The sequence below is a fragment of the Pseudomonas sp. No.21 genome (assembly GCF_054558415.1).
The window spans coordinates 203,919-222,768 of record NZ_BAAJNO010000001.1; the positions used below are offsets into that span (position 1 = coordinate 203,919).

12 protein-coding genes are annotated in these 18,850 nt (G+C 69.2%); 8 read left to right on the forward strand and 4 right to left on the reverse strand.

Annotated features, from left to right (window positions below):
• Window positions 1–167 precede the first annotated feature (167 nt).
• The 4 genes from ACYJSS_RS00915 (at window position 168) to ACYJSS_RS00930 (ending at window position 9,259) form a co-directional block, all read left to right on the forward strand.
• Window positions 168–1,457, forward strand: a complete 1,290-nt coding sequence (locus tag ACYJSS_RS00915; protein WP_021219152.1) for an MdtA/MuxA family multidrug efflux RND transporter periplasmic adaptor subunit — start codon at window positions 168–170, stop codon at window positions 1,455–1,457.
• Window positions 1,454–4,549 (forward strand): MdtB/MuxB family multidrug efflux RND transporter permease subunit, encoded by a 3,096-nt coding sequence (locus tag ACYJSS_RS00920; protein WP_236205213.1) that lies wholly within the window; start codon window positions 1,454–1,456, stop codon window positions 4,547–4,549. The genes ACYJSS_RS00915 and ACYJSS_RS00920 overlap by 4 nt, the downstream gene beginning before the upstream one ends.
• 118 nt (window positions 4,550–4,667) lie before the next feature.
• The gene (locus ACYJSS_RS00925) at window positions 4,668–7,775 is read left to right on the forward strand and encodes an efflux RND transporter permease subunit (protein ID WP_236205214.1); all 3,108 of its coding nucleotides are present in this window, start codon (window positions 4,668–4,670) and stop codon (window positions 7,773–7,775) included.
• Entirely contained in the window at window positions 7,772–9,259 is a 1,488-nt protein-coding gene (locus tag ACYJSS_RS00930; RefSeq protein WP_236205215.1) for an efflux transporter outer membrane subunit, read from the forward strand. The genes ACYJSS_RS00925 and ACYJSS_RS00930 overlap by 4 nt, the downstream gene beginning before the upstream one ends.
• Window positions 9,260–9,862: 603 nt before the next feature.
• Here ACYJSS_RS00930 and ACYJSS_RS00935 read toward each other — a convergent pair.
• Entirely contained in the window at window positions 9,863–10,720 is an 858-nt protein-coding gene (locus ACYJSS_RS00935) for a LysR family transcriptional regulator (protein WP_236205216.1), read from the reverse strand.
• Between the two features lie 105 nt (window positions 10,721–10,825).
• Here ACYJSS_RS00935 and ACYJSS_RS00940 point away from each other — a divergent pair, with 105 nt between their 5' ends.
• Together ACYJSS_RS00940 and ACYJSS_RS00945 are read left to right on the forward strand one after the other, a co-directional pair.
• On the forward strand, window positions 10,826–11,287 hold the full coding sequence (locus ACYJSS_RS00940) for a nucleoside deaminase (protein WP_236205217.1): 462 nt from the start codon (window positions 10,826–10,828) through the stop codon (window positions 11,285–11,287).
• Window positions 11,274–12,470 (forward strand): CynX/NimT family MFS transporter, encoded by a 1,197-nt coding sequence (locus ACYJSS_RS00945; protein ID WP_236205218.1) that lies wholly within the window; start codon window positions 11,274–11,276, stop codon window positions 12,468–12,470. Before ACYJSS_RS00940 ends, ACYJSS_RS00945 begins: the two co-directional genes overlap by 14 nt.
• A 6-nt stretch (window positions 12,471–12,476) precedes the next feature.
• On the opposite strand, the gene ACYJSS_RS00950 is transcribed toward ACYJSS_RS00945, so the two are convergent.
• The gene (locus ACYJSS_RS00950) at window positions 12,477–13,478 is read right to left on the reverse strand and encodes a TRAP transporter substrate-binding protein (RefSeq protein ID WP_236205219.1); all 1,002 of its coding nucleotides are present in this window, start codon (window positions 13,476–13,478) and stop codon (window positions 12,477–12,479) included.
• 392 nt (window positions 13,479–13,870) lie between these two features.
• On the opposite strand from ACYJSS_RS00950, the gene ACYJSS_RS00955 reads away from it, so the two are divergent.
• Together ACYJSS_RS00955 and ACYJSS_RS00960 are read left to right on the forward strand one after the other, a co-directional pair.
• Entirely contained in the window at window positions 13,871–14,614 is a 744-nt protein-coding gene (locus tag ACYJSS_RS00955; protein ID WP_236205265.1) for an SDR family oxidoreductase, read from the forward strand.
• Between the two features lie 107 nt (window positions 14,615–14,721).
• Window positions 14,722–16,767 carry a WG repeat-containing protein gene (locus ACYJSS_RS00960; RefSeq protein WP_236205220.1) on the forward strand — a complete coding sequence of 682 codons (2,046 nt, stop codon included), beginning with the start codon at window positions 14,722–14,724 and terminating at the stop codon, window positions 16,765–16,767.
• Here ACYJSS_RS00960 and ACYJSS_RS00965 read toward each other — a convergent pair.
• Window positions 16,756–18,093: a heavy metal sensor histidine kinase gene (locus ACYJSS_RS00965; RefSeq protein ID WP_275672225.1), complete on the reverse strand. Its 1,338-nt coding sequence runs from the start codon at window positions 18,091–18,093 to the stop codon at window positions 16,756–16,758. The genes ACYJSS_RS00960 and ACYJSS_RS00965 overlap by 12 nt on opposite strands.
• Complete coding sequence (locus ACYJSS_RS00970) at window positions 18,093–18,773, reverse strand: heavy metal response regulator transcription factor (protein WP_111261543.1); 681 nt, start codon at window positions 18,771–18,773, stop codon at window positions 18,093–18,095. The genes ACYJSS_RS00965 and ACYJSS_RS00970 overlap by 1 nt, the downstream gene beginning before the upstream one ends.
• Window positions 18,774–18,850: the final 77 nt, after the last annotated feature.

Genomic DNA, 18,850 nt, shown 5'->3' on the forward strand with positions numbered 1-18,850 from the left:
GCGCGGAAAGGAGATGTGACATTTGCGCAGGGAGCCGCCAAGGGCCGCCACCGCTCAAGGGCGCGCCATCGCTGCGGTAAGGAATGGGTAAATAGGCGGTAAAGAGACTTTGCCTATGGGCGCCGAGTGCTTATCGTGCACGCTCTCGCACAGACCGACCCTGAATCATGTCCTCGATACAAGACTCGCGCCCCCGTCCTTCCCGCAACTGGCTGATCATCACCCTCTGCCTGGCCGCCCTGGTGGCGCTGGTGTGGTGGTTCTGGCCGGCCTCGTCCAAGCACCCGGAAGGGGAGGCGACCCGCACCCGACCCGGCCCCGCCGGCATGGCGCGCCCGGGCTTCGGCGCGTTCGGCGGGCCGGTGCCGGTGCGCGTGGCGGCCGCCAGCGAAGGTGACTTCCCGGTGTTCTACAAGGCACTGGGCACGGTGACCTCGCTGAACACGGTGAACGTGCGCAGCCGGGTCAACGGCGAAGTGATGAAGCTGGCCTTCGAGGAAGGCCAGCAGGTGAAGGCCGGCGACCTGCTGGCGGTGATCGACCCGCGCCCCTATGAGGTGGCGCTGCAACAGGCCGAGGGCACGCTGCTGCAGAACCAGGCGCAGCTGAAGAACGCCGAGATCGACCTGGCGCGCTACCGCGGCCTGTACGCCGAGGACAGCATCGCCAAGCAGACGCTGGACACCCAGGAAGCGCTGGTGGGCCAGTACAAGGGCACGGTGAAGGCCAACCAGGCGGCGGTGGCCGATGCCAGGCTCAACCTCAGCTTCACCCAGGTGCGCGCCCCGGTGACCGGCCGCGTGGGCCTGCGCCAGGTGGACCTGGGCAACCAGGTGAGTTCCGGCGACACCACGCCGCTGGTGGTGATCACCCAGACCAAGCCCATCAGCGTCGTTTTCACCCTGCCGGAGAACCAGCTGCCGTCGGTGGTCACGCGCTTCCGCGCCGGTGACTCCATGGCGGTGGAGGCCTGGGACCGTGGCGACACCCTGAAGCAGGCCGAGGGCGTGCTGCAGAGCCTGGACAACCAGATCGACACCGCCACCGGCACCCTGAAGTTCAAGGCGCGCTTCGCCAACGAGGGCGAGACGCTGTTCCCCAACCAGTTCGTCAACGTGCGCCTGCTGGCCGACACCCTCAAGCAGGCGGTGCTGATCCCGTCCGCCGCCGTGCAGTTCGGCAACCAGGGCACCTTCGCCTACGTGATGGACGGCGACAAGAAGGTGCGCGTGCAGGCCCTGGAAACCGGGCCGAGCGATGGCGAGCGCACCGTGATCAAGGCCGGGCTCAAGGCCGGCGAGCGCGTGGTGCTGGAAGGCACCGACCGCCTGCGCGACGGCAGCGAGGTGGAGGTGGTGCACGACAGCGGCCAAGTGCCGACCCAGCCCAGCGAGCAGCTGCAAGGCGCGGACAAGGGCGCCGAGAAGGGCGGCAAGGCTGAAAAAGGCGGCGTATGAACATCTCCCGCCTGTTCATCCTGCGGCCGGTCGCCACCACGCTGAGCATGCTGGCGATCCTGCTGGCCGGCCTGATCGCCTACCGCCTGCTGCCGGTCTCGGCGCTGCCGGAGGTGGACTACCCGACCATCCGCGTCATGACCCTGTACCCGGGCGCCAGCCCGGACGTGATGACCAGCGCCGTGACCGCGCCGCTGGAACGCCAGTTCGGGCAGATGCCGGGGCTGACGCAGATGTCGTCCACCAGCTCCGGCGGCGCCTCGGTGATCACCCTGCGCTTCAGCCTGGAGGTGCAGCTGGATGTGGCCGAGCAGGAGGTGCAGGCGGCCATCAACGCGGCCACCAACCTGCTGCCCAACGACCTGCCGGCGCCCCCCGTCTATAACAAGGTCAACCCGGCCGATACCCCGGTGCTGACCCTGGCGGTGAGCTCCAGGACCCTGCCGCTGCCGCAACTGCACACCCTGGTCGACACGCGCATGGCGCAGAAGCTGTCGCAGATCAGCGGTGTCGGCATGGTCAGCATCGCCGGCGGCCAGCGCCAGGCGGTGCGGATCAAGGTCAACCCGGAGGCGCTCGCCGCCAACGGCCTGAACCTCTCGGACGTGCGCTCGCTGGTCAGCGCCTCCAACGTCAACCAGCCCAAGGGCAACTTCGACGGCCCGACCCGCACCTCGATGCTGGACGCCAATGACCAGCTGAAGTCGCCGGAGGAATACGCCAACCTCATCCTCGCCTACCAGAACGGCGCGGCGCTGCGCCTGAAGGACGTCGCCGAGATCGCCGAAGGCGCGGAGAACGAGCGCCTGGCCGCCTGGGCCAACCAGAACGAGGCAGTGCTGCTGAACATCCAGCGCCAGCCCGGCGCCAACGTCATCGAGGTGGTGGACCGCATCCAGGAACTGCTGCCGAAAATGACCGCCAACCTGCCGGCGGGCCTGGACGTGGTGGTGCTCACCGACCGCACCCAGACCATCCGCGCTTCGGTCACCGACGTGCAGCACGAGCTGCTGATCGCCATCGCCCTGGTGGTGATGGTGACCTTCCTGTTCCTGCGCCGGGTCAGCGCCACGCTGATCCCGTCCATCGCCGTGCCGCTGTCCCTGGTGGGCACCTTCGGGGTGATGTACCTGGCCGGCTTCTCGGTGAACAACCTGACGCTGATGGCCCTGACCATCGCCACCGGCTTCGTGGTGGACGACGCCATCGTCATGCTGGAGAACATCGCCCGCCACCTGGAGGAGGGCGCCACGCCGCTGGAGGCCGCGCTCAAGGGCGCCCGGCAGATCGGCTTCACCCTGATCTCCCTGACCTTCTCGCTGATCGCCGTGCTGATCCCGCTGCTGTTCATGGCCGATGTGGTGGGGCGGCTGTTCCGCGAGTTCGCCATCACCCTGGCGGTGGCCATCCTGATTTCCCTGGTGGTGTCGCTGACCCTGACGCCGATGATGTGCGCGCGGCTGCTCAAGCCCGAGCCGGAAGAGAAGGAGCAGGGCCGCTTCTACCGCGTCAGCGGTGCCTTCATCGACGGCATGATCGAGCGCTATTCCCACGGCTTGCGCTGGGTGCTGCGCCACCAGGCGCTGACCCTGCTGGTGGCGGTCGCCACCCTGGGCCTGACCGTGGTGCTCTACCTGGCGGTGCCCAAGGGCTTCTTCCCGGTGCAGGACACGGGTGTGATCCAGGGCATCACCGAGGCGCCGCAATCGGTATCGTTCCGCGCCATGAGCGAGCGCCAGCAGCGCCTCGCCGAGCTGGTGCTGAAGGACCCGGCGGTGGCCAGCCTGACCTCCTACATCGGTGTCGACGGCGACAACGTCACCCTCAACAGCGGGCGCATGCTGATCAACCTCAAGCCCCATGGCGAGCGCGACCTGACCGCCAGCGAGGTGATCCAGCGCCTGCAGCCGCAGCTGGACACGCTCAGCGACATCCGCCTGTACCTGCAGCCGGTGCAGGACCTGACCATCGAGGACCGGGTCAGCCGCACCCAGTTCCAGTTCAGCATGGAGTCCCCGGACGCCGACCTGCTGCGCGAGTGGACCGGCAAGCTGGTGGACGCCTTGCGCCAGCAGCCGGAACTCTCGGACGTGGCCAGCGACCTGCAGGACAAGGGCCTGCAGGTGTACCTGGACATCGACCGCGACATGGCCGGGCGCCTGGGGGTGGAGATTTCCGCCATCACCGACGCGCTCTACGACGCCTTCGGCCAGCGGCAGATCTCCACCATCTTCACCCAGGCCAGCCAGTACCGCGTGGTGCTGGAGTCCGCCACTGGCGACCGCATCGGCCCGCAGGCGCTGCAGCAGCTGCGCGTCGCCGGCACCGACGGCGTGCAGGTGCCGTTGGCCACCCTGGCGCGCATCGAGGAGCGGCAGACGGAGCTGGCGATCAACCACATCGGCCAGTTCCCGGCGGTGAACCTGTCGTTCAACCTGGCCCCCGGCGTCGCCCTGGGCGAGGCGGTGGCGGTGATCGAGCGGGTGCAGCAGGAGATCGGCATGCCGGAAGGCATCCAGACCCGCTTCCAGGGGGCGGCGGCGGCCTTCGAGGCCTCGCTGTCGAGCACGCTGCTGCTGATTCTGGCGGCGGTGGTGACCATGTACATCGTCCTGGGCGTGCTCTACGAGAGCTACATCCACCCGGTGACCATCCTCTCCACGCTGCCCTCGGCAGGCGTCGGCGCCTTGCTGGCGCTGCTGCTCTCGGGCAACGACCTGGGCCTGATCGCCATCATCGGCATCATCCTGCTGATCGGCATCGTCAAGAAGAACGCAATCATGATGATCGACTTCGCCCTGGAGGCCGAACGCCACCAGGGCATGAGCCCCGAGGACGCCATCTACCAGGCCGCGCTGCTGCGCTTCCGGCCGATCCTGATGACCACCCTGGCCGCGCTCTTCGGCGCCGTGCCACTGATGCTCGCCACCGGCTCCGGCGCCGAACTGCGCCAGCCCCTGGGCCTGGTGATGGTCGGTGGTTTGCTGGTCAGCCAGGTGCTGACGTTGTTTACGACGCCCGTTATTTATCTGGCCTTCGATCGGTTGTCGCGGCGCTTCGCCGGCCGCAGTGCCGCCGGAGTCGAAGTATGAGAGGGGCGAGCTTGAAGCTTGAAGCTGGAAGCTTGAAGGGGCAGAGCAGTCGTCTGGGGGTGAGCTTTTCGCTTCCGGCTTCCAGCTTCCAGCTTCCGGCTCAGTGCGGAGCACGGACGTGAACCTATCCGCCCCGTTCATCCACCGCCCCGTCGCCACCATGCTTCTGAGCCTGGCGATCATGCTGCTGGGCGGCATGAGCTTCGGGCTGTTGCCGGTGTCGCCGTTGCCGCAGATGGATTTCCCGGTGATCACGGTGCAGGCGAGCCTGCCCGGGGCGAGCCCGGAGATCATGGCCTCCAGCGTGACCACGCCGCTGGAGCGTTCGCTGGGGACCATGTCCGGCGTCACCCAGATGACCAGCCGCACCAGCCAGGGCTCGACGCGGATCATCATCCAGTTCGACCTGGACCGTGACATCAACGGTGCCGCCCGCGATGTGCAGGCGGCGATCAACGCCTCGCGCAACCTGCTGCCCAGCGGCATGCGCAGCATGCCCACCTACAAGAAGGTCAACCCGTCCCAGGCGCCGATCATGGTGCTGTCGCTGACCTCCGATGTGCTGGAGAAGGGCCAGCTGTACGACCTGGCCTCGACCATCCTGGCCCAGAGCCTGTCCCAGGTTAAGGGCGTGGGTGAGGTGCAGATCGGCGGCAGTTCGCTGCCGGCGGTGCGGGTCGAGCTGGAGCCGCAGTTGCTCAACCAGTACGGCCTGTCCCTGGACGACGTGCGCAGCCGCATTGCCGCCGCCAACCAGCGCCGCCCCAAGGGCGCGGTGGAGGACGACGCGCGGCACTGGCAGGTGGGCGCCAACGACCAATTGGAGAAGGCCGCCGACTACGCGCCGCTGATCCTCCGCTACCAGGAGGGCTCGGCCCTGCGCCTGGGCGATGTGGCCCGGGTCCGCGATGCGGTGGAGGACCGCTACAACAGCGGCTTCTTCAATGACGAGAACGCGGTGCTGCTGGTGATCAACCGCCAGGCCGGCGCCAACATCATCGAGACCATCGAAAGCATCAAGGCACAGCTGCCGACCCTGCAGGCGGTGCTGCCGGCCAGCGTCAAGCTGAACCAGGCGATGGACCGCTCGCCGGTGATCCGCGCCACCCTGCACGAGGCCGAGCGCACCCTGCTGATCGCCGTGGTGCTGGTGATTCTGGTGGTCTACCTGTTCCTCGGCAGCCTGCGCGCCTCGCTGATCCCGGCGCTGGCGGTGCCGGTGTCGCTGGTGGGCACCTTCGCGGTGATGTACCTGTGCGGCTTCTCCCTCAATGTGCTGTCGCTGATGGCGCTTATCCTCGCCGCCGGGCTGGTGGTGGACGACGCCATCGTGGTGCTGGAGAACATCTCGCGGCATATCAACGACGGCATGCCGCCGTTCAAGGCGGCGCTGCAGGGCACCCGCGAGGTGGGCTTCACCCTGCTGTCGATGAACCTGTCGCTGGTGGTGGTGTTCGTTTCCATCCTGTTCATGGGCGGCATCATCGACCGCATGTTCCGCGAGTTCTCCCTGACCTTGGCGGCGGCCATCCTGGTGTCGCTGCTGGTGTCGCTGACGCTGACCCCGATGCTCTGCGCGCGCTGGCTCAAGCCCCACGTGCCGGACAAGGACAGCCGCATGCAGCGCTGGAGCGAGGCCATCCACGAGCGCATGACGCGGCTCTACGACGTCACCCTCGGCTGGGCCCTGCGCCACCCGCGCCTGACCCTGCTCAGCCTGTTCATCACCATCGGCCTCAACGTCGCGCTCTACGTGGTGGTGCCCAAGACCTTCCTGCCGCAGCAGGACACCGGGCAGCTGATCGGCTTCATCCGTGGCGACGACGGCCTGTCGTTCAGCGTGATGCAGCCGAAAATGGAGATCTTCCGTCGTGCCGTGCTCAAGGACCCGGCGGTGGAAAGCGTCGCCGGCTTCATCGGCGGCAGCGGCGGCATCAACAACGCCTTCATGATCGTGCGCCTGAAGCCGATCAAGGAGCGCAAGCTGTCGGCGCAGAAGGTCATCGAGCGGCTGCGCAAGGAGATGCCCCTGGTGCCCGGCGGCCGGCTGATGCTGATGGCCGACCAGGACATCATGACCGGCGGCTCCCGCGAGCAGCGCAGCTCCGAGTACGAGTACGTGCTACAGGCCGAGGACCTGGGCGACCTGCGCACCTGGCTGCCGCAGGTGACCGCCGCGCTGAAGTCGCTGCCGGAGCTGACCGCCATCGACGCGAAGGAAGGCGAGGGCGCCCAGCAGGTGACGCTGAAGGTGGACCGCGAGACGGCCAAGCGCCTGGGCATCGACATGAACATGGTCACGGCGGTGCTCAACAACGCCTACAGCCAGCGGCAGATCTCCACCATCTACGACAGCCTCAACCAGTACCAGGTGGTGATGGAGGTCAACCCGAAATACGCCCAGGACCCGGCGACCCTGGAGCAGGTGCAGGTGATCACCGCCGACGGCCAGCGCGTGCCGCTGTCGAGCTTCGCCCACTACGAGCGCAGCCTTGAGGAGGACCGGGTCAACCACGAGGGCCAGTTCGCCTCGGAAAGCATCTCCTTCGACCTGGCGCCGGGCGTGAGCCTGGACCAGGCCACCGTGGCCATCGAGAAGGCGGTCGCGGCCATCGGCATGCCCAGCTCGGTGGTCGCGCGCCTGGGCGGCACCGCCGACGCCTTCGCCAGCACCCAGCAGAACCAGCCGTGGATGATCCTCGCCGCCCTGGTGCTGGTGTACCTGGTGCTGGGCATCCTCTACGAGAGCTACATCCACCCGCTGACCATTCTCTCGACGCTGCCGTCGGCGGGGGTGGGCGCGCTGTTGACCATCCAGCTGATCGGCGGCGAGTTCAGCCTGATCTCGCTGCTGGGGCTGTTCCTGCTCATCGGCATCGTCAAGAAGAACGCCATCCTGATGATCGACCTGGCGCTGCAACTGGAACGCAACGACGGCCTTTCGCCGGCGGAGTCGATCCACCGCGCCTGCCTGCTGCGCCTGCGACCGATCCTGATGACCACCCTGGCCGCCATCCTCGGTGCGGTGCCGCTGCTGATCGGCGGCGCCGAGGGCGCGGAGATGCGCCAGCCGCTGGGCGTGACCATCATCGGCGGCCTGGTGCTGAGCCAGATCCTCACCCTCTACACCACCCCCGTGGTCTACCTGTACCTCGACCGCCTGCGCCATCGCTTCAACCGCTGGCGCGGCGTGCGTACCGACGCTTCGCTGGAGACACCGCTATGAGTCCGCAAACCCGCCGTCTTTTCCCGGTGCTGGCCCTGGCCATCGCCCTGGCCGGTTGTGCCGTGGGGCCGGATTACCAGCAGCCCGACCATGCCGTGCCCGCCCGCTTCAAGCACGCCGAGGGCTGGAAGGCCGCCGCGCCCGCCGACGCCCTGGCCCGTGGCGCCTGGTGGGAGCTGTACGGCGACGCCACCCTGAACGACCTGCAGCAGCGCCTGGAAACCTCCAACCAGACCCTGGCGCAGTCCGTCGCCCAGTTCCGCCAGGCCCAGGCGCTGGCCCGTGGCGCGCGCGCCTCGTTCTTCCCCTCGGTGAGCGCCAATGCCAGCAAGACCCGCTCCGGCCAGGGCGGGAGCAGCAGCACGGTGCGCCTGTCCGATGGCTCCACCGTCACCAGCGGTGGCAGCGGCGGCATCTCCAACAGCTACAGCGCCACCCTCGGCGTGAGCTGGGAGCTGGACCTCTGGGGCAAGCTGCGCCGCCAGCTGGAAGCCGACAGCGCGAGCATGCAGGCCAGCGCCGCCGACCTCGCCGCCGTGCGCCTGAGCCAGCAGTCCGAGCTGGCGCAGAACTACCTGCAACTGCGGGTGATGGACGCGCAGAAGCGCCTGCTCGATGCCACCGTGCAGGCTTACGAGCGCTCGCTGAAACTCACCGAGAACCAGTTCCGCGCCGGCATCGTCACCCGCGCCGACGTGGCCCAGGCGCGCACCCAGCTCAAGAGCACCCAGGCCCAGGCCATCGACCTCAAGTACCAGCGCGCGCAACTGGAGAACGCCATCGCCGTGCTCATCGGCGTGCCGCCCTCAGAGTTCGACCTGGCCGAGGTGGACAGCGTCCCGAGCCTGCCGCAGGTGCCGGCGCTGGTGCCGTCGCAGCTGCTGGAGCGCCGCCCGGACGTGGCTTCGGCCGAGCGCAAGGTGATCGCCGCCAACGCGCAGATCGGCGTGTCCAAGGCCGCCTACTACCCCAGCCTCAACCTCAGCGCCACCGGGGGCTACCGCAGCGGTGGCCTGAGCGACTGGATCAGCACGCCGAACCGCTTCTGGTCCATCGGCCCCGAGTTCGCCCTCAACCTGTTCGACGGCGGCCTGATCCGCTCCCAGGTCGACCAGGCCGAGGCCAGCTACGACCAGACGGTGGCCAGCTACCGCCAGACCGTGCTCGACAGCTTCCGCGAGGTGGAGGATTACCTGGTCCAGCTCAGCGTGCTGGAAGAGGAGAGCGGCGTGCAGCAGGAGGCCCTGGAGTCCGCCCGCGAGGCCCTGCGCCTGGTCACCAACCAGTACAAGGCCGGCCTGCAGGACTACAGCAGCGTGGTCTCCAGCCAGGCCACCGCCCTGTCCAACGAACGCACCGTGCTAAGCCTCACCGGCACCCGCCTCACCGCCAGCGTCCAGCTCATCGCCGCCATGGGCGGCGGCTGGGAGCAGGCCCGGCTGGAACAGGTGGACTCCGACGACGAAGGGCAGCCGGCGCCCTGAGCGGGGCGGCTGGCGCGTTGCCCTGCATCCTGCCCGTAGGATGGGTAGAGCGAAGCGAAACCCATGCGGTTGTGCGGTGACCCAATGCCTTTGTGCATGGGATCGGCTTCGCTCGGTGGATGAAAAGAGCGCCATCCCCCCTACGCAGCGGTCACGTCCATCCGTCGTGGAAGCGAATTCATTCGCGAACGGCGTTCGTGCCGGGCATCGCGGTTATTGGCTGCCCCCGCCACAGAGCCTGACCAGCCCGTAGGATGGGTAGAGCGAAGCGAAACCCATGCGGTTGTGCGGTGACCCAATGCTTCTGTGCATGGGATCGGCTTCGCTCGGTGGATGAAAAGAGCGCCATCCACCCTACGCAGCGGTCATGTCCATCCGTCGTGGGAGCGAATTCATTCGCGAACGGCGTTCGTGCCGGGCATCGCGGTTATTGGCTGCCCCCACCACAGAGCCTGACCAGCCCGTAGGATGGGTAGAGCGAAGCGAAACCCATGCGGTTGTGCGGTGACCCAATGCCTCTGTGCATGGGGTCGACTTCGCTCGGTGGATGAAAGAGCGCCATCCACCCTGCGCCGCGGGAAAGTGGGTTTGTCGCGGATGCCCCTACAGGTCTGCGCCATCTGGGCTAAGGAGCCTGACCAGGCGCTCTTCCAGCTCGCGGCCGGCGCTGCCCTGGCCTTGGCGGCTGTAGAGGGCCAGGCGTACGCCCTGGATGTCGGGCAGGCCGCTGGCGGCGTCGAGCACGCGGTGCTGGTCGGTGGCGACGCGCAGGGGCAGGAGGCTGATGCCGAGGCCCGCGGCGACGGCGGAGCAGACGCTGGCGAGGCTGGCGCTGGAGTAGGCGATGCGCCAGCGGCGGCCCTGCACGTCGAGGCCGTGGAGCATCTCGTTGCGATACAGGCCGCCGGCGGGGAAGGCCACCAGGGGCAGGGGCTCGCGGCCCAGAGCCGGGTTGTCGCGGCTGTCGAACCAGCCCATGGGTTCCGGCCAGGAGGCGAGGCAGTCGTCGCTCTCGCCCATCTGCTTGACCAGCAGCAGGTCGAATTCGCCGCCCAGCCAGGCACGGCGCAGGTCCGGGCCCAGGCCGCTGGTGACTTCCAGGCGCGTGCCGGGGTGGTTGGCGGCGAAGGCGGCCAGCAGCGGCATCAGCCGTTCGGCGGCGAAGTCCTCGGGCACCCCCAGGCGCAGCACACCGGCGCTTTCCAGGTCACCCATGGCGTCGCGCGCTTGCTCCTGCAAGGCGAGGATGCGTCGCGCGTAGCCCAGCAGCCGTTCGCCCTCGACCGTGGCCACCACGCGACGCTGGCTGCGGTCGAGCAGGCGGCAACCGGCGTCTTCCTCCAGGCGTCGCACCTGCTGGCTGACGGTGGACTGGGTGAGGTGCAGGCGCTCGGCGGCGCGGGTGAAGTTGCCGCAGTCGGCCACCGCCACGAAGCTGCGCAGGAGTTGCGGGTCGAACATGGAATCATGCCCTCTGCCACTGGTTTGCATGGTCATATTTAATTTCAGAATACCTGGCCGGCTGGACATAATCCGCAGGTTTTCCTCACCTTCGGAGCGATTTCCATGACGGATGACCAGGCATTCCTGCAGCGGGCGGTGGAGCTGGCCCGCGCCAACGTCGAACGCGGCGGCCGGCCATTCGGTGCGCTGCTGGTGAAGGACGGTGATGTACTGGCCGAGGCGGTGAACGAGATCCACCTCAGCGGCGACCCCACCGCCCACGCCGAGCTGCTGGCCATGCGTGCCGCCAGCCAGAGCCTGGGCCCGCGCCTGGAGGGCTGCGTGATCTACGCCAGCGGCCAGCCGTGCCCGATGTGCCTGGCCGCCATGCACCTGAGCGGGGTGAGCCGCGCGGTGTTCGCCATCGCCAATGAAGAAGGCGAGCCCTTCGGCCTGTCCACGGCGGCCATCTACCAGCAGCTGGCGCTGCCCCTGGCGCAGCAGCGCCTGCCGGTGCGGCACCTGCCCCAGGCGGGTGCCACCGCGCTCTACCAGCGCTGGAAGGACCTGCATGCACAAGGCTGAAACCCGCGCCCCACTGGTCGCCTGGCTGCTGCTGGTGGCCCTGGGCCTGAACCTGCGGCCGATTCTTGGCTCGGTGAGCCCGCTGCTGGGCGAGATCCGCGCGGCCACCGGCCTGAGCTTCCAGGGCACGGCGCTGCTGACCACGTTGCCGGTGATCTGCATGGGCCTGGTGGCCCTGGCGGCGGTGCGCCTGGAAGCGCGTCTGGGCGAGCGGCGTGGCGTGGCCATCGGGCTGGCGTTGATCTTCGGTGCCTGCCTGGCCCGCTGGCTCTGCGACCAGGGCGGTGCGCTGCTGGGCACGGCGCTGCTGGGTGGCATCGGCGTGGCGCTGATCCAGGCACTGGTGCCCGCGGTGATCAAGCGCCAGTTCGCCGGCCGCGTGGCCTTGGCCATGGGGCTGTATTCGGCGTCGCTGATGAGCGGCGGCGGGCTGTCGGCCTTGCTCAGCCCGGTACTGGCCGGGCATTTCGGCCACTGGCAGGCGGGGCTGGGCTTCTGGCTGGTGCCGGCTGCGCTGGCGCTGCTGCTGTGGTTACGCCTGCCGCTGGCGCGGGCCGATTCGCCGCATGCAAGCGCTGGGCCGGGGCTGCTGGGAGACCGCCGCGCCTGGACGCTGGCGCTGTACTTCGGGCTGATCAATTGCGGCTACATGAGCATGGTGGCCTGGCTGCCGGCTTTCTATCAGCAACTGGGCTGGAGCCCGACCCGCAGCGGCTCCCTGCTGGCCTTCATGACGGTGTTCCAGGTGCTGGCGGCGTTGGTGATGCCGGCCCTGGCCCAGCGTGGGGTGGACCGCCGGCCGCTGCTGACGCTGTGCCTGGCGGCCCAGGCGGTGGGGTTCGCCGGCCTGGTGTGGGCGCCGCAGCAGGCCACCTTGCTGTGGGTGGCGCTGATCGGCTTCGGCCTGGGGGCGTGCTTTGCGCTGAGCCTGATCCTCACCCTCGATCACCGTCGCGACCCGCGCGAGGCGGGGCAGCTGGCGGCCTTCGTGCAGGGCGTCGGCTTCCTGATCAATGCGGTCTCGCCCTGGCTGACGGGCTGGCTGCGGGAAGTCACCGGGGGCTTCACCAGTGCCTGGGTGGTGCTGGTGGTGATGGTGCTGGCGATGCTGGTGCTGACCCGGGTGTTCAGCCCGGCCAGCTATGGGGTGGCGCCGGGCGGCGAGGTGCCGGCCCGGGCCTGAGGCGGGTTACTGCGACTGCTTGCGGTTGACGATCTGCGCGGCCTTGACGATGTCGGCGCCGATGTCGGGGGTGAACTGCTCCCACACCGGTTGCATGGCGGTGCGCCAGGCCTGGCGTTCCTCGGGGCTGAGGGTCACCAGCTGGGTCTTGCCGCTGCTCTGGATGCGCTGGCGGTCGGCCTGGTTCTGCTGCTCGGCGGCGTGGTTCACCGCGAAGGTGACCTCGTCGATGATGGCTTCCAGCTCGGTGCGGGTCTTGTGCGGGATGGCGTACCAGGTGCGCGCGTTGCTCACCAGCATGTAGTCCAGCACACCGTGGTTGGTCTCGGTGATGAAGGGCTGCACGGTGTTGATCTTCTGGCTGTAGAGGTTGGACCAGGTGTTCTCGGTGCCCTGGACCTTGCCACTCTGCAGCGCCGCGAAGGCGTCGGCGAAGGGCATCGGCACGGCCTTGGCGCCGAGCTGGGCGAACTGCGCCTCGAGCACGCCGGAGGCCTGGATGCGGAAGGACAGGCCGCGGGCGTCGGCCGGCGTGTGCAGGGCGCGGTTGGCCGACATCTGCTTCATGCCGTTGTGCCAGTAGGCGAGGCCGATGATGCCCTTGTCTTCCATGGAGCGCAGCAGCTGGCGGCCCTTGGCGCGCTTCTGGAAGCGGTTGACGGCTTCGAGGTCGTCGAACAGGAAGGGCAGGTCGAAGATCTGCAGCTGCTTGGTGTACTGGTCGAACTTGGCCAGCGACGGGGCCAGCAGGTCCACCTTGCCGTCCTGCAGGGCCTGCAGTTCGTCGGCGTCGCCGAACAGGGTGGAGTTGGGGTAGACCTCCACCTTCACCTGGCCGCCGAGGCGCTCCTGGACCAGTTTCTGGAACATGAGCGCACCCTGGCCTTTGGGCGTGTCGTCGGCGACCACGTGGGAGAAGCGCAGGGTGATGGGGGCTTCGTCCGCCACGGCGTGGCCGATGGGCAGGCTGAGGACGCAGGCCAGGACGGCGATGTACTTCTTGATCATTGATGTCCCTTTCTTGTTATCGGGCAGATAAATGCGCCGTCGCCGGTGGGCGAGGGCGGCAGGCGCAGTGGCGTCCATGGCTGAGCGTCCGGCTGCGTCCTTGTCGTTATGGTAGTTCCCGCTCCGGTAGTTTGCCGGGGCGGTATCGGGCAGGGGCTGGCGGGTGGCCATCGACTGCGACGGACCGGCGATTATCTCCCAGAGCCGGCGCTCCAATGAGCGGAGCACTGCTCAGTTCTGGCAAGTCGCCGCGTGCCGGGGTGACGTGTCGTCGGCTGGCCGCCTCGCCCGTGCCCCTGGCGGATGACCGGCAGGACGGTCGCGACCCGGCCAGCTATACCCAGTGGAGGCCCGGCCTGCCCGAAGTCGCCGTGGCCTTCCCGGAGGGCTCCATGTCGCACCCTGCCAGAACCGCACTCGTCACGGGCGCTTCAAGAGGAATAGGCGCCGCCGTCGCCCTGCGCCTCGCCCTCGACGGCTTCCAGGTCGTGGTCAACTACGCCGCCCGTCCCGAGGCCGCCGAGCAGGTGGTCAGGTCGATCACCCAGGCCGGCGGCAAGGCCTACGCCATCCTCGCCGACGTCAGCGACCCGGCGGCGGTGGCCGCGCTGTTCGACCACGCCGAGATGGAGTACGGCGGCCTCGACGTGCTGGTGAACAATGCCGGCATCATCCAGCCCGGGCAGATCGATCTCGCCGACACCAGCGAGGCGCTGTTCGATCGCATCTTCGCGGTCAACGCCCGGGGCACCTTCAACACCATGAAGCTCGCGGCCAGACGCCTGCGCGACGGCGGGCGGATCATCAATTTCTCCACCAGCGTGGTGGGCCTGGCGCTGCCGGGGTACGCCGCCTATGCCGGCTCCAAGGCGGCGGTGGAGGCGATGAGCCGGGTGTTCGCCAAGGAGTTGCGTGGGCGCGGGGTGACGGTCAATTGCGTGGCGCCGGGGCCGACCGCCACCGAGCTGTTCCTCGATGGCAAGGACCCCGGCACGGTGGAGCGCCTGGCCAACCAGGCGCCCTTGCAGCGCCTCGGCCGCCCTGAGGACATCGCCGGTGTGGTGGCCTTTCTCGCCAGTGACGAGGGCGGCTGGATCAACGGCCAGACGCTGCGGGTCAACGGCGGCATCGTCTGAACCGCTTCGACGCTATCGGAACCGGGAAAAACACCTGCAAGCCCTGTACAGTCGCGCCGCGGAATCCCGCTCGGCGGTCGATCGATACAGGTGCATGGAGTGTTGGCATGGTGAAGGGAAGCAAGGCGCTGTTGGGGGGCCTGGCGCTGCTGCTGGGCGGTGCGGGCACTGCCGAGGCGGCGTCGCAGCTGCTGTGCGGGATGCGCTGGTCGAGCGCCAACGAGGCGGTCGACCAGCGCCTGGGGGGCGACTGCATGCTGGTGACGGCGGAGGGGGCGTTGCGCGTGCCGCAACTGTTCCAGCAGGTGGGCGGGGGACTGCAGGCCGGCCGCTTCGCCTTCAAGCGCGATGAGCTCTGGGGCTATGCCGAGGGTGACGGGCGGGTGCTGGCGGCGCCTTCGTTCAGCATCGCCCGGCCCTTCGTCGAGGGGCGGGCGATGGTCTGCCGCGAGGAAGCCGACCGACGCTTCTGCGGCTACCTGGGCCTGGATGGCGAGCCGGCCTTCCCGCTGGTCGAGGGCCTGTATTTCCTCCGTGACTACCGGGGCGGCCAGACCCTGGCGGCCCCCGATGGCGGTCGGGGCAACTTCTATATGGACGGCAGCGGAAACCGCCAGGAGCCGGGCGCGAGCGCGGCCGGGCGCTGCAACGCCTGGGTGCTGGAGACCCGTTCCGCCCGCGCCCTGGGTCGCTTGCCGGCGGATGGGCGGCTGCCGCTGCCGGGGGCCGATGCCCAGCACCCGCTGGGCGATTGCGCCCAGGCGCTGGAGGCGGTGCCGCCCCTGGAACTGGACCTGGCGGCGCTGTTCAGCGAGTGGCTGCACCTGCAGGTGACCCAGGTGCATGCCCTGCACGAAGGCGTGCGGGTGATGGCGACGGACGGGCCCTGGGGCTGGGGCCTGCTGGATGAGCAGGGCAAGCCGCTGTTCGGCCCGGCGCCCCGGCTGTACAGCGAACCGCTGGAGCTGAGGGTGCGCGAAGGCCTGCTGCCGGTGCGCCTGCCCACCGGCGAGAACCTGGGCCAGGTGCAATCGCCGAGCACGGTGCGCTTCATGGCGCCGGACGGCCGCTACCCGCTGCCGGGCGATTTCGAGGACGCCCACGGCTTCCACGAGGGCCTGGCGGCGGCGCGCTCGCCGCAGAACCACCTGTGGGGCTTCATCGATCACCAGGGCGCCTGGGTGATCGCCCCGACCTACGCCGCCGTGATCGAGGACTTCGACCAGGGGCGGGCAGTGGTGAGCCTGGGGCCCGCCAACGCGCGCGGGGTCGAGGCGCTGATCGACCGCGACGGGCAGGTGCTGGCCCGTTACGACGAACTGCTGGCGCGCCACTTCGCCGACCCGCAGCTGGAGCCGTTGCCGGAGCCCCTGCCTTTCCTGCCCTGCGCGCTGAGCGGCGCGAACTACCTCTCGCCCGAGGAGCGGCGGGTGGCGCTGGCCGGGCAGGGCGGTGACTGGGCGGGTTTGTGCAGTGACGATCAATTGCGCGCGAAAGCGCAGCAGATGGCGTTGCGCCTGCACGGCAGCCTGACGCCGGAGCGTTCCATCCTCCAGTGGGCCGCTGCCGTCGAGGCCTGGCCGCAGCGCTTGCGTGACTGCAAGGCTGATGCCGCGTGCCAGCGGGCGCTGCTGGAGGAAGGGTTGAGCGACCCGCATTGGGCGCCGCCAGGGACGGGCGAAGCCAGCTCGGCACTGCCCGACCTGCCGGGCACGGTACCGCCGGCAACCCAGGAACTCCTGCGCCAGCAGGTGGCGCAGTCGGGCAGCTACACGGCCGAAGACGAGGACATGGGCGATGGCTGGGGCGACGCGGGCCTGGGTTTCGGCCTGGTCGACCTGGGCCAGGGCAGGCCGGGCATCCTGGTGTCGCAGAACGTGCAGCGCAGCAACGCCCAGTGGCTGTTCGAGATGGACGCCGCCGGGACGCCGCGCCTGCTGCTGGAAGGGGCGGGCCTGCTCGGGAGGGTGGCCGGGCCGCTGAGCGAAGGCCATGCGCCGGTGCGCCTCTATGCGGACCAGGGGCAGGGCGTTTCCGATTGGCGCTTCGATGGCAGGGCCTATGTGCTGGAGGCGTCGTGCTGGCAGGCCTGGGGCACGGATGTGCTGTTCGCCTACGACTGCAAGCCTGCCGGCCCCGACTCAGGGCGCTAGGGGGAACTCCAGCACGAAGCGCGTCCAGCTGCCGGCCGATTCGCAGCGGATGCTGCCGCCGTGGGCATGGACGATGGAGCGGGTGATGGCCAGGCCGAGGCCGGCGTGTTCCGCCTGGCCTTCGCGGCGCGCCGGGTCGGCGCGGAAGAAGCGGTCGAACAGCCGGGGCAGCAGTTCGGCAGGGATCGGCGCACCGTCGTTGGCCACTTCCAGGCGCACCCCTGCGGCCTCGCGCTGCACGCTGAGGCGGATGTGGCCGCCCGGCGGGGTGAAGCGCAGGGCGTTGTCGATCAGGTTGGACAGGGCGCGGCGCAGCATGGCGCGGTCGGCGGGCAGCGGCGCGTCGCCGTGGCGCGTGAGGCGCACCTCGCCGTCCTCGGCCAGGGGCGCGAAGAACTCCGCGAGGGCATCCAACTCGTCACCCAGTTGCAGCGGCTCCAGGCGCGTGGCCAGCAGGCCGTGCTCGGCCTTGGCCAGGAACAGCATGTCGTTGACCATCTGCGCCAGGTGCTGCAGCTCTTCCAGGTTGGCGTGCAGGGCTTCGCGGTAGGTGTCGCCGTCGCGCGGCTGGGCGAGGGTCACCTGGGTCTGGGTGAGCAGGTTGGACAGCGGCGTGCGCAACTCGTGGGCGATGTCGCTGGAGAAGGCCGAGAGGCGCTGGAAGGCGTCGTCCAGGCGGCCGAGCATGGCGTTGAAGGCGCGGGTCAGCTCGGCCAGCTCGGGTGGCACCGGGTCTTCGGCGAGGCGGGTGGTGAGGGAGTCGGCAGAGACGCCGGCGGCCACTTCGGCCATGCGTCGCAGGGGGCGCAGGCCGCTGCGCACGGCCCAGGCGCCGAGCAGGGCGGTGGCCAGGGCGCTGAGGCCGACGGTGAGCCAGATCAGCCGTTGCATGCGTTCGAGGAAATGCTGGTGGTGGGTGATGTCCAGGCGCAGTTCCAGCCGTGGCGAGTCCGCACGTGCGGGCTCCAGCGGGGTTTCGAAGCGGCGCCAGGCGATGTCGCCGTGGCTGTCGTGACCGGCGCTGGCCGCGGCCTCACTGTCGAACCAGGGCTCGCCGTTGGCGCCGACGATGCGCAGGGCGAGGTCGGGGTGGCGCTCGAGCTCCGTGCGCAGCTGGTCTTCATGGGGCGCCAGGTCGCCGGGTTGGCGGGCGGGGCCGAGGATGCTGCGGAACACTTCGGCCTTGCCGCCCAGCAACTGGCGGTCGAGCTCGATGAAGTGGGCTTCGCTGGCGCGGTCGAAGAGCACCCCGGCGATCAGCGAGACGGCGGCGGTGCTGGCGGCGAACAGCAGGCTGAGGCGGGCGCCGAGGGACAGGCGGCGCATCAGGCGTCCCGCGCCTCGAGCACGTAGCCCATGCCACGCACGGTGTGGATCAGCTTGGTCGGCCAGGCGTCGTCGACCTTGGCGCGCAGGCGGCGGATGGCGACCTCGATGACGTTGGTGTCGCTGTCGAAGTTCATGTCCCAGACCTGGGAGGCGATCAGCGACTTGGGCAGCACCTCGCCGTGGCGGCGCAGCAGCAGTTCGAGCAGGGCGAATTCCTTGGCGGTGAGGTCGATGCGCTGGCCGTCGCGCTCCACCCGGCGGCGCAGCAGGTCGAGGCGCAGGTCGGCCAGTTGCAGGCTGGTGTCCTGCTGCCCGGCGCTGCCCCGGCGCAGCAGGGTGCGCACGCGGGCCAGCAGCTCGGCGAAGGCGAAGGGCTTGACCAGGTAGTCGTCGGCGCCCAGCTCCAGGCCGTGCACGCGGTCTTCCACGGCGTCGCGGGCGGTGAGGAACAGCACGGGTATCTCCAGGCCCGCCTCGCGCAGGGTGCGCAGCACCTGCCAGCCGTCGCGGCCGGGGAGCATCACGTCGAGGATGATCAGGTCGTAATCGCCGGTGAGGGCCAGGTGCTGGCCGGCGATGCCATCGCTGGCGAGGTCGACGAGGAAGCCGGCCTCGCCCAGGCCCTGGCGCAGGTACTGGCCGGTCTTGGGCTGGTCTTCGACTATCAGCAGTTTCATGGAGTACTCGTGGCGGGGAACGGTTGCTTTATACCGCGACGGCGGCCGCCGGTGGCGCAAGCTGACAAAGTTGTAAT

Bases quoted from the DNA above. Each gene is read 5' to 3' on its own strand.
- ACYJSS_RS00915 (WP_021219152.1), top strand. From the start codon at position 168: ATGTCCTCGATACAAGACTCGCGCCCCCGTCCTTCCCGCAACTGGCTG.
- ACYJSS_RS00965 (WP_275672225.1), bottom strand. From the start codon at position 18,093: ATGCGCCGCCTGTCCCTCGGCGCCCGCCTCAGCCTGCTGTTCGCCGCC.
- ACYJSS_RS00945 (WP_236205218.1), top strand. From the start codon at position 11,274: ATGCACAAGGCTGAAACCCGCGCCCCACTGGTCGCCTGGCTGCTGCTG.
- ACYJSS_RS00920 (WP_236205213.1), top strand. From the start codon at position 1,454: ATGAACATCTCCCGCCTGTTCATCCTGCGGCCGGTCGCCACCACGCTG.
- ACYJSS_RS00940 (WP_236205217.1), top strand. From the start codon at position 10,826: ATGACGGATGACCAGGCATTCCTGCAGCGGGCGGTGGAGCTGGCCCGC.
- ACYJSS_RS00970 (WP_111261543.1), bottom strand. From the start codon at position 18,773: ATGAAACTGCTGATAGTCGAAGACCAGCCCAAGACCGGCCAGTACCTG.
- ACYJSS_RS00960 (WP_236205220.1), top strand. From the start codon at position 14,722: ATGGTGAAGGGAAGCAAGGCGCTGTTGGGGGGCCTGGCGCTGCTGCTG.
- ACYJSS_RS00930 (WP_236205215.1), top strand. From the start codon at position 7,772: ATGAGTCCGCAAACCCGCCGTCTTTTCCCGGTGCTGGCCCTGGCCATC.
- ACYJSS_RS00935 (WP_236205216.1), bottom strand. From the start codon at position 10,720: ATGTTCGACCCGCAACTCCTGCGCAGCTTCGTGGCGGTGGCCGACTGC.
- ACYJSS_RS00955 (WP_236205265.1), top strand. From the start codon at position 13,871: ATGTCGCACCCTGCCAGAACCGCACTCGTCACGGGCGCTTCAAGAGGA.
- ACYJSS_RS00950 (WP_236205219.1), bottom strand. From the start codon at position 13,478: ATGATCAAGAAGTACATCGCCGTCCTGGCCTGCGTCCTCAGCCTGCCC.